Consider the following 11,437-nt stretch of genomic DNA (forward strand, 5'->3'; position numbering starts at 1 on the left):
TGCGTTGAAATACAGAAGTCCGCGGGAGGTATATGAAGAATATCTAAGTTTTACAAAAGTTTCGTAATTTCTGTCCAATTTTTCGGGGTGCATTACAAGATCTGTTAACTAATTTGTACAACAGAAGAGAATTTAATCAAAAATTTCCAAAAGATTTTTCCTTATCAAAAAGAGAAAACATGTACCTCAATTTTGCAATTATAGATATTTATCACTTCAAAAAAATAAATGATTGCCATGGGCATCTTGCAGGTGATACTTGTCTGAAAAACTTTCAGAAATTTTCAAATTAAGCTTTCAAAGAATTTCAGATAACATTTTTAGATACGGAGGCGAAGAATTTGTAATATATTACCTCTCACAGAATAAAGAAAACTTCTTTGAAATTCTTGAAAACCTTAGAAAGAAAGTAAAAAAAAACACCAATACTAATTGATGGAAAAAACATTCAACTTACAATTAGTATTGGTGCTATAAGTCAAGTTCCACGAGAAAAAGATTATAAAAACATTATTAAAAAAGCTGATAACAACTTATACATTGCCAAAAATTTAGGGAGAGATAGAACAATTATTAATCAATGACTTCCATGGAAAAATCAACATATTGAACTTCACTGGTTAATTTTCCTATTGAGATAACATCAACGCCCTTTATTAAATATTCATCAAGATTTTTCTCGTTAATTCCACCAGAAACTTCTATTATTATATCCTTCCTTTTTTCTTTAATAATTTTAATAGCTTCTTTTATGTCTTCTGGCGAGAAGTTATCAAGCATAATAATATCTACTTCTAAATCAAGACATTCTCTCAATTCTTCAAAATCTTCTACTTCTACTTCTATTTTTGATGTAAAGGGTTTTATAACTTTTACGGCTTCTACAGCCTTCCTTATACTTTTATATATCTTCTTATGATTATCTTTTATCATTACAGTATCAGAAAGATTCAATCTGTGAGTATTACCTCCTCCATGTAAAACTGCAATCTTTTGCAGATCTCCAACAAAAGGTATAGTTTTCCTTGTAGCAGCAATCACAATATTATATTCTTTTGCTTTTTTAGACAGCTTAGCTACTTTTGTTGCAACACCACTCATAAGTGAAAGAAGATTTAGTACACTTCTCTCAATTACCAATAAGTAATATGCATCTCCCATTAACGTAAAAATTATACTATTTTTATTTACATACATTCCATCTTCATATTTTGTTTCAAATTCTATATTAAATCTTTTAAAAACTTCTTTTACAAGTTCAAGCCCAGATAAAACCGCGGAATCTTTTAAAATTATAATAGATTTTGCAACTTTCCCTTTTAAAGGATAAGCTGAAAAATCAATAAGGCCTTCATCCTTTCTTATCCATTCAATAATCTTTTCTACCATAAATTATGCCTCCATTAGCTCAAACATCTTTTTAATAGGCAAGACTGCCTTATCTGCAATTTCTTTATCAATTTCTATTTCAAACTCCTCATTTTCCAAAGCTTTTAAAACATTTTTGAGTGTATTTTTCTTCATGTTATTGCAAATAGCTGCATCTACTGGTATAAATTCTTTCTCTTTATACTTATTTTTTAATTTATTAACCATATCTTTTTCTGTAACAATTATGAATTTTTTATCTTCAACTTCTCCAGGAATTTTTTCCATTTGAGAAGTACTACCTATATAATCAGATATTTTTTGAATTTCTTCAGGAACCTCCGGATGTGAAATTACCTTGGCATCTGGATACTTCTGTTTTAATTTTAAAACATCATCAATCTTTATATAATTATGCACATAACAGTAGCCAGTTTCTCCAGGTACAGGAATAACTTTTTTACCAGTTTTTCGGGCTACATATGCTGCAAGATTTTTGTCAGGCCCAAAAAGAACTACATCGCTATTTAATTTTTTAACTATCTCTACTGCATTAGCAGAAGTACATGCAACGTCTGCATACATTTTTGATTTCATCGTACTATTTACATAAATAACAAATGGCGCGTTATATTTTTTCTTAGCTTCAATAATCATTTCTGGCTCCAAAGAATTTGCCATAGGACAAGTTGCTGCTTTCACTGGAACTATAACCTTTTTCTCTGGATTTAACATTTTTATAGTTTCTGCCATAAAATCTACACCCAAAAACAAAATTTTTTCAGCATTAAGTTTAGTAGCAAGTCTTGCAAGCTGCAATGAATCACCTAAGTGATCTGCAATTTCTTGTATTTCTTTTATTTGATAGTTATGTGCCAAAATCATATAACCTTTTTCTTTTGCAAGCTTTCTGATCTTTTCCTGTATTTTCTCCATTTTCTATCCTCCTATCTTAACATTTTCAAAATTTTTCTTTATTAATGCTGCAAGAGATAATGGCGCTAATAAACTTGTTTTTGGATTATTTGAAGGATTATTTGAAAAAATAAATTTATAATTCCCAACACTTGATACAACTTCAACTTCATGAATATTCTTTTCTACTTTTGGATCAGAATAAATTTCAACATGAACTTTTCTAAAATCTCCCACAGAAAGGGCAAGGGTAACAGAAACATTTGTATTTTTTGGAAATCTCTTAATTGCCTCTATACTATCTCCACTAAAAATTAACACCTTTTCTTTATCGTCCCTTGAAAAAGCTTTAGGAGGTTTGCGAGTTCTTAAAACAACCTTTTCAATATATTCCTTTATTGCATTAATTACATCTATTCCACCTATTGCTCCAGAAGGAATATAAATCTTAGAAGTTGAATTTTTTAACAATCTAAAAAATTCATTCCTAAAATTTTCATCAGCAAAAGCACCTGTACTCAAAATGTAAAAGTCCTTATTTGAAATAATTATGTCTCTATAATATTCTTTTACCGCCTCAACAGATGCACATTCAACTACAAATGAACAATCATTTGGAATTAAAAATTTTTCAAGTTTTTTCCCATTAGAACTTGCGACATTTTTCTCATCAAAGTAATAAAAATCTTGAATATAACCTTCCAGCTCTTTTAAAATAACATTTGCTGCATTTCCAAATCCTAGAAATAATGGCTTCATTCTCAACACCTCCATTTTTAATTTTACACTTGTAAATTACATCTGTCAATATAATAAAAAAATAAAAGGCGCTCGAAAACGAGCGCCAATTTTAGAATAAAAAATTCTTATGCAAGCATTTGTTTCATATCATCTTCAACAGTTGAAATTGTTGAAATATTGAATTTTTCTACAACAACATTCAAAACATTTTTGGAAAGAAATGCGGGAAGTACTGGTCCAAGTTTTATCTTTCTAACTCCAAGATAAAGTAGTGCGAGTAAAACTGCTACAGCTTTTTGCTCATACCAAGCAATGTTATATTCTATTGGAAGTTCGTTAATATCATCTACATTTAATATTTCCTTAAGTTTTAATGCAGTAACCGCTAAAGAGTATGAATCGTTACATTGTCCTGCGTCCAAAACTCTAGGAATTCCATCAATATCTCCTAAATCAAGCATGTTATATCTATACTTTGCACATCCTGCTGTAAGAATGACAGTATCTTTTGGTAATTTTAGTGCAAATTCTGTGTAATATTCTCTTGCTCTCAATCTTCCATCACAACCTGCCATTACAAAGAATTTTTTTATTTTTCCTTCGTTTACAGCTTTTAAAACTGAATCTAATACCTTCTCTACCTGATTTCTTGCAAAACCTATAATAATTTTCTTCCCTTTTCTCTCTGGTATTGGTCCTAGTTCAAGAGCTTTTTTTATTACAGGCGTAAAATCTTTTGGTTGTCCATCAACTCTATTTGGAATATGAGATACTCCATCAAAGCCAACTAGTCCCGTTGTAAATACTCTATCTTTATAACTATCTTTTGGTGGTACCAAACAATTTGTAGTCATTAAAATTGCTCCACCAAATTCTTCAAATTCTTCTGTTTGTTTCCACCATGCACTACCAAAATTTCCAGCAAGATGTTTATATTTTTTTAGCTTAGGATATGCATGTGCAGGAAGCATTTCTCCATGCGTATAAACCATTATACCTGTTCCTTCAGTTTGTTTGAGTAATTCTTCAAGGTCAAGTAAATCATGTCCACTAACTAAAATTGCAGGTGCATTATATGTTCCAGTATACACTTCTGTAATTTCAGGATGCCCAAAAGTTGAGGTATTTGCTTGATCAAGTAATGCCATAACTTCAACTGCATATTTTCCAGCTTCCAAAACAAGCGATTGCAATTCATCAGCAGTAATATCCTTTCTTAATGTTTCTACTAGACCTTTTTCAATGAAATACAAAATCTCATCTTTAGTGTATTTTAATATATATGCATGATCTGCATATGCTGCTATGCCTTTTAATCCATAAATTAAAAACTCTTTTAACGACCTTACATCTTCATTTTCTTCTGATAAAACTCCAACTTGCTCTCCTTTTTTAAGATAAACATCTTTTCCGCCATTTTCAAACCAAACAGCAGCCTCTGGAACATCTTCGTTAAACTTCTTTCCATATTTTTCTTCATATGATTTTAAAAACTTCTCTCTAACTCTGTCTCTAAGCTCAATTGCCCTGTCAATAAATTTTGAAATTCTCTCTGCTGAAAAGTTAACGTTAGTTATTGTTGCAAATAATGCTTCAGCAACAAATAGATTTGCCTCGTCATCTTTTATGCCTAAATCTTTTGCTTTAAGGCTCCAATATGAAAGACCCTTAGTAACCCAAATTAACATATCTTGTAGTGTAGCGACTTCTGGTTTTTTGCCACATACACCAATTGTTGTACAACCTATACCCTTTGATGCTTCAGAACATTGAAAACAAAACATACCTTTCACCTCCATTTTCATTGTAGCGTTTTCAATTTAATTATACTAGACTAAATTACTAATGTCTGTAACATTAGTTACGGAAAAAGAAGTTTTTTAAATTTTCTATCTGCTAAAAATAATAATGGTATAATAATGATGTAAAATCTGGGACCAAACATATGAGACAATAGCCAAAAAATACAACTACAATATACAGAATTATTTTTCCAAGAAGGTGTAAAAATATGATTCCTAAAATCATATCATTAGTTATTTTCTTTTTGACATATTATTTAATTATTTTTGGAAAAGGAAACAAAGCAGTAATCGCTTTTAGCATGGGCCTATTAATTTCTCTAGTTAAAGTTTCAGATACTTTGCGTGTGTCTAATGTTGGGAGCTTTATAGATTTTAATACATTAGGTATTTTACTTGGAATGATGATAATTGTAGGCATACTTAAAACAACTGGATTATTTCAGGCAATAGCGATATATATAGTTAAAAAGTCTAACGGAAATCTTATATATATATTTGTTTCTACATTAATAGCAGTTGCAATATTATCTAGTGTTTTAGATAATGTAACTACTTTATTACTGTTTTCTCCAATTATTATATATATCTGTCAGGAAATTGAAATAAAACCAGAAACTTTTTTATTTCCTATGATTTTTGCAGCTAATATAGGTGGTACTGCTACTATGATAGGTGATCCTCCAAATATCTTAGTTGGTAGTGCTTCTGGAACAAGTTTTTTAAAATTTCTACTAGTTATGATTGTTCCTTCATTAATTTCTCTTTTTCTAACAATTTTGTATTTTTTATACACTCTTAAAGAACTCAAACTTGTAAAAAAAGATAAATTAAACATAGTTATGGAATCCGATCCTAAAAAAGCCATAGTTGATTATAATTTATTGAAAAAAGGACTATTAATTTTCGTACTAGTTATCGTTGGATTTTTCATACATGAATACCTCGATTATGAAGCTGCTCTTATAGCCTTAACTGGTAGTGCAGTAATGTTAATGATATCAAAAAAAGACTTTGATGAGATTTCAAGTGAAATAGAATGGGATACACTATTCTTCTTTGTAGGGCTTTTTGCAATTGTAAAGGCACTTGAAGATGTTCATGTTATTCAAGATATAACAAATTTAATATTTAATTTTACTTCACACCCCTATATTTTAATATTAATTGTACTTTGGGGGTCAGGCATATTAGCAGCATTTATGGGGGCTGTACCAGTTGTAACTATTTTCATACCTATTGCAAAAGCACTAGTTGGAACTTTTCCTAATAGCGATCTTCTATGGTGGGCCCTAGCTTTAGGGGCAAGCTTTGGTGGTAATGGTACTATTAGTGGTGCTGCATCAAATATGGTTATAGTTGGAATGATAGAAAACAATTTTAATAGAAAAATAAAATTTGCTAAATTTATGAAACTCGGTATGAAAATTGCAACATTAGGACTATTAGTATCATCACTTTATCTATATCTTTTGTTAAAATTATAAAATTACAACGAAAGGAGAGAGTTAATATAAAGGTTATAATCTCAGGAATTGCAATGTCAGTAATTTTCGGGCTTTCATTTTTATTTACAAAAAATGCACTTGATTTTACAACTCCATATAACTTTCTATCAATAAGATTTTTATTTGCATCTTTATCATTTTTAATATTATTTGCTTTAAAAATAATAAAGATTAAAAATACCAAAAAATTATATAAATTACTTATCGTTGCTTTTTTTCAACCGATTCTATATTTTATTTTTGAAACAAACGGTTTAAAATTTGCTAGTTCATCTGAAGCAGGAATTTTAATTGCTACAATACCAATTTTTATAACATTTTTATCACCGTTTATTTTGAAAGAAAAAGTTCCCAAAATAAATTACTTATTTGTATTTTTAAGTTTTTCTGGTGTACTACTAATAATGGGATTAAATGTTAATGAAGGATTTAAAGGAAAGATTTTAATCTTGTTTGCTGTGTTTTCTGCTGTTTTTTACAATTTTGCATCAAAATATTTTTCTAAAGAATTTTCACCACAAGAAGTAACGTTCGTTATGATGATAACTGGTTGGATTTTTTTTACAATTCTTGCTTTAATAAACAGAGAATTAAATTATAATGTAATATCAAATAAAAATGTTTTTATCTCGGCCATATACCTGGGCATTTTTTCATCAACAATTGCATTCTTTTTAATAAACTATATGCTTTCAAAAGTTTCTCCTGTTCAATCATCAATATTTTCAAATTTAACTACTGTTGTCTCCGTTATTGCTGGATTTTTTATTAGACACGAAAGAATAACCTTTAATCATATTATTGGAATGTCGCTTATTATATTAGGTGTTTGGGGAGTAAATTATTTTAAATATCGTAGTGAAAAATAAATATGTTCTCCAAGCACAATATTATATGACTTTTCAATTTCTTCTTCTAAATTATCCGAATAACCACAACCACGAATTTCTAAAACTTGGAAACCATATTTTTCAAGTTCTTTTATATCTTCTAATGTAAAACATTTAGAATTAAAAATTCCGTATTGTGAACCAACAGTAGTTATATGATACTTTTCAAATATTTCCATCTCACGGCTATTTCCGTATTTCTTTACTAACTTTCTCATATAGTAATAACTATCTACCGTCGCAAATAACAATCCATCTTTGTTAATAATATTAGAGATTTTTTTCATAACTAAATCTAAGTTCTCAACATAACTTAATACATCTCCCTGAATATTTAAAATATCAAATTTATTATCAGTAACAAAATTTTCTATAGTAGTATTGAAGTATTTTACTTTATCTTTAAACCTTTCCTTTGCAAACTCTATCATTTTTGAAGATGGCTCAAGAGCATACACAGAAAAACCCTTATTTAAAAAATATTCAAGCCAATAACCAGTTCCACTTCCAATATCAAGAACTCTAGCATTTTTCATATTTATTGTTTTATCCATATAATGCTCTACAGCCTTTCGCAATGTTAACCATTTCTTGTTATTATACATTTCATCATACATATAAGCTATTCTGTCATAGTATTCATATGATTTCATCATATTATCTTATCCTTTTATATTGATCATAGTTTCGGACTATTTTATTATTTATCTTTAGCACTCCAAAACTGCGACCTTTCATATATAATTTTAGTGTTCCACCAGAAACATAAAATTTTTCTTCTGATAATAGATCAACAAATTCTGTTCCACTTAATATTCTTCCATCAGGAACATTTACTACCATTTCAATTTCTTTATCATTTTTGTTTACATAAACAATAATATTATCTAATACCATTTGAGATTTTCTCATAAATATTAATGGCTCATTTGATAAAAGCTCAAAACCACCATATCTTAGAGCAGGTTCTCTCTTTCTTAAATAAATCAATTTTTTATAGAATTCTCTTAGTTCATTATCCCATTTCTTTCTATCCCACTCCATTGTTTTTCTACATTCTGGATCATTACCGCCATCAATACCAATTTCTGTTCCATAATAAATTACTGGAACACCAGGATATGTAAATTGCAGTAAAACCGCAGCTTTTCTCTGAAATTTATCTCTTAAAACTGTAGAAAGCCTTTCGCTATCATGACTATCAAGCATATTCCAACATGCATGAATATTTTCAGTTTCTTTATATGCTTTTTCAATGTAAAATCCACAATTTGGATTTTTATCATTTAAATATGAAATTACATTTTCTCTGAAGTGATAGTTCATTATTCCATCGACCATACTCCAATACGACGGATACGTCCATAGCTCACTTACAACATATTTTTCCGAAGAAAATTCTTTTACTTTCGCAGTTATAAATCTATTCATTTCAGGTCCCAAATCTTGCCCACAATCAAGACGCCAACCATCAATACCAAGCTCTAAATATTTCCAAAGAATTTTAGAAATATATTCTTTAACAACTGTTTCCTCTAAAACAAGTTCTGGTAAACTCCTAGTACCCCACCAACCTCTGTAATGATTTTCATAAAATACAAACATATTTCTATACTTTTTACTACCTTTTAAAGCTTTTCTAAACAAAACATGCTCTTTTCCAACATGATTGAAAACCCCATCAAGAATAAGCTTCATATTATTATTATGTAAGTTATTTATTAAATTTTTTAATGCCTTTAACCCCCCAAATTGGGGATCAACTTTAAAATAATCCATCGTATCGTATTTATGATTTGACTGTGCCATAAATATCGGAGTTAAATAAATTGCATTTACCCCTAAATCTTTCAAATATTCTATTTTTTCAGAAATTCCCCATAAATCACCGCCATAAAATATTTTTACGTGAGAACCATCGTTTGATCTTTTTGGAGAAATTCCCCATTTTTCAATTTTACCTCCGCGTTTTTCGTACAAATGACGTTTATCCTCAACAGTTTTTCCTTTTCCTATAAAAAATCTATCTGGAAAAATTTGATAAATTACGGTATCATATACCCAAGATGGTATTGGAAATAAATGCTTCATATTTAATACCTCCAATTTAAAAAATTACATTAAAGAGTATAACATAGAAAAAAATTTTTTAAAGATTAAAGGAGGTGATTTCCATTGGAAAATAAAGTTGCTTTAATAACTGGTGGTGCAAGAAATATTGGGAAAAGCCTTGCAATAGGTTTTCTAAATAACGGCTACAAAGTTGCTGTAATAGATCACAACAAAGAATTACTTGATAAATTACCGGAAAATGGAAATCTTTTAAAATTTTTCGGTGATGTGTCTAATGAAAAAGATGTTATAAAATTCATAGAATATATAGAAAAAAACTTTAAAAGATTAGATGTAATAATTAACAACGCAGCAATTTCAAACTTTAAAAATTTTCTTGAAATTACATTGGAAGAATGGGAAAAAGTAATTAAAGTAAATCTCACTGGGTATTTTCTAATTACAAAATACGGTGTACCACTAATACTCAAAACCTCAGGAAAAGGTTCTATTATAAATATTGCATCAACAAGAGCTATTATGTCTGAAAAAGGTAATGAAGCATATAGTGCTTCAAAAGCAGGAATCATTGGACTTACACATGCACTTGCAAATTCATTAGGCCCCAATATTAGAGTTAATGCAATTAGTCCAGGATGGATACTTCATGAAGGCGAGCAAATAAGTCAAGAAGAACATATGCAACATCTTGTTGGCAGAGCAGGTACACCAAATGATATTTTAGAACTTGCATTATTTCTTGCAAATGAAAAAAAGTCGGGATTTATAACCGGACAAAATATAGTTATTGATGGTGGAATGACTAAAAAAATGATATATATTTAAGGCCCCTTAAACTAAGGGGCCTTAAACTAAACTATATTTTAAATTTCTTTATCACACTGTCCATTGAATTTACTACCTCTCCTAATTCTTCACTTAGTGAGGCTATGTTCTGAACACCTTTTTCAAGATTATCAATCATCTGTTTACTTCTTTCAATCTCATCAACTTCTTCCATAAGAGTTCTTGTTGTACTATCCACTGCGCTAGACATTTCTTCAGCTGCTGCACTTTGCTCTTGCGCAGCTGCGGCAGTATTATTTATCATATTTGTAATATTAAATATTTCATTTTCAATGTTTTCTAGCTGTTCTTTAACAACTCTCGAAAAATCTGAAGCTTCTTTAATACTATCAACTGTTTTTTTAGTATTTATGTTTACCTTTTCTGCATTATTCCTTATTCCTTCAAGAATTTTTCCTATATTTTCTGTTGCTGCTTTACTTTCTTCAGCAAGTTTTCTTATTTCATCCGCAACAACTGCAAATCCTTTTCCTGCTTCTCCAGCCCTTGCTGCCTCAATTGCTGCATTCAATGCAAGTAAATTTGTTTGCTCAGAAATTTGATTAATAGTTTCCAAAATTTCACTTATATTTGCAGCCGATGTAGATAATTCAGATACCATATTTGCAGTACTTAAAATTTCTGAATATCCTTTTTCTATTAGTTCATATACTTTATTAACAGATTCTGTTCCTGATTGTACGTTTTGTGAAATTTCATTTGCTCTTTCTGAAAGATCCATGGATGATTTTGAAACATTCTGAGCACTTGCTGCAACTTCCTCAATGCTTGAATTAATTTCTTCAAGAGAAGCTGAGATATTTTGAGATTCTGCAACTATTTTTTCAAATGCGCTTACAACATTTTGTGCACCTTTTTCCTGTTCTTCTGAAACTTCTCTCAATTTTTTTGATGAAACTTCTACAGTTTTTGAATTATTATTCAATTCATTAACTATATTCCTTAATCCATCAACCATATTGTTAAGCATTTGTGCGATTTTACCAATTTCATCTTTTCTTTCAACTTCAACCTTTTCTGTTAAATTACCATCTGCAACATCTGATGCTAACTTAACAACTTTTTCTACATCCTTTTTAATTTTCTTACCAATAAATAATACAATAACAAATATTACCAGAATAATTATCACCGAAATTATAATATTTGGTATAATGATACTGTTTAAATATTTTTGAATATCATCATCATATAAACCTGCACCAATCATAAATTTATATGGTTCAAACCATCTTGCATATGCAACTTTCCCAACTTCTTTATTAATAGAAGGCTTATTCCAAATATAATTGTA

Annotated in this window: 10 protein-coding genes and 1 pseudogene; 4 read left to right on the top strand and 7 right to left on the bottom strand. The window is 29.4% G+C overall.

The window, feature by feature from the left end; translation table 11 throughout:
- The first annotated feature begins 113 nt into the window (after positions 1–113).
- Positions 114–584: pseudogene (locus tag JG780_RS08690) on the top strand (GGDEF domain-containing protein).
- Here the strand turns inward: JG780_RS08690 and nadC are convergent.
- The 4 genes from nadC to hcp form a co-directional block, all read right to left on the bottom strand.
- Positions 574–1,389: a carboxylating nicotinate-nucleotide diphosphorylase gene (gene nadC / locus JG780_RS08695; protein ID WP_004102951.1), complete on the bottom strand. Its 816-nt coding sequence runs from the start codon at positions 1,387–1,389 to the stop codon at positions 574–576. The pseudogene JG780_RS08690 and the gene nadC overlap by 11 nt on opposite strands.
- A gap of 3 nt (positions 1,390–1,392) precedes the next feature.
- A complete protein-coding gene (gene nadA, locus JG780_RS08700; protein ID WP_287570169.1) occupies positions 1,393–2,295 on the bottom strand; it encodes a quinolinate synthase NadA in 903 nt (300 codons plus the stop codon).
- A 12-nt stretch (positions 2,296–2,307) separates the two neighbouring features.
- Positions 2,308–3,042 (bottom strand): aspartate dehydrogenase, encoded by a 735-nt coding sequence (nadX, locus tag JG780_RS08705; RefSeq protein WP_114702793.1) that lies wholly within the window; start codon positions 3,040–3,042, stop codon positions 2,308–2,310.
- A gap of 107 nt (positions 3,043–3,149) precedes the next feature.
- Complete coding sequence (hcp, locus tag JG780_RS08710) at positions 3,150–4,808, bottom strand: hydroxylamine reductase (RefSeq protein ID WP_287570163.1); 1,659 nt, start codon at positions 4,806–4,808, stop codon at positions 3,150–3,152.
- A 227-nt stretch (positions 4,809–5,035) separates the two neighbouring features.
- On the opposite strand from hcp, the gene JG780_RS08715 reads away from it, so the two are divergent.
- Together JG780_RS08715 and JG780_RS08720 are read left to right on the top strand one after the other, a co-directional pair.
- Positions 5,036–6,313 carry an ArsB/NhaD family transporter gene (locus JG780_RS08715; RefSeq protein ID WP_004102938.1) on the top strand — a complete coding sequence of 426 codons (1,278 nt, stop codon included), beginning with the start codon at positions 5,036–5,038 and terminating at the stop codon, positions 6,311–6,313.
- Between the two features lie 38 nt (positions 6,314–6,351).
- Entirely contained in the window at positions 6,352–7,203 is an 852-nt protein-coding gene (locus JG780_RS08720; RefSeq protein WP_463274145.1) for a DMT family transporter, read from the top strand.
- Here JG780_RS08720 and JG780_RS08725 read toward each other — a convergent pair.
- Both JG780_RS08725 and aglB read right to left on the bottom strand, forming a co-directional pair.
- Positions 7,176–7,880: a class I SAM-dependent DNA methyltransferase gene (locus JG780_RS08725; protein WP_041427261.1), complete on the bottom strand. Its 705-nt coding sequence runs from the start codon at positions 7,878–7,880 to the stop codon at positions 7,176–7,178. The two genes, JG780_RS08720 and JG780_RS08725, sit on opposite strands and share 28 nt — an antisense overlap.
- Before the next feature lies 1 nt (position 7,881).
- Complete coding sequence (aglB, locus tag JG780_RS08730; protein WP_012580479.1) at positions 7,882–9,315, bottom strand: cyclomaltodextrinase; 1,434 nt, start codon at positions 9,313–9,315, stop codon at positions 7,882–7,884.
- An 84-nt stretch (positions 9,316–9,399) separates the two neighbouring features.
- On the opposite strand from aglB, the gene JG780_RS08735 reads away from it, so the two are divergent.
- Positions 9,400–10,122, top strand: a complete 723-nt coding sequence (locus JG780_RS08735; protein WP_004102930.1) for an SDR family NAD(P)-dependent oxidoreductase — start codon at positions 9,400–9,402, stop codon at positions 10,120–10,122.
- 31 nt (positions 10,123–10,153) lie between these two features.
- On the opposite strand, the gene JG780_RS08740 is transcribed toward JG780_RS08735, so the two are convergent.
- Positions 10,154–11,437: methyl-accepting chemotaxis protein (locus JG780_RS08740; protein WP_287570166.1), on the bottom strand; the 1,284-nt coding region annotated here is incomplete at its 5' end.

It is taken from the genome of Thermosipho sp. (in: thermotogales), from assembly GCF_020054775.1.
Taxonomy (GTDB): domain Bacteria; phylum Thermotogota; class Thermotogae; order Thermotogales; family Fervidobacteriaceae; genus Thermosipho; species Thermosipho africanus.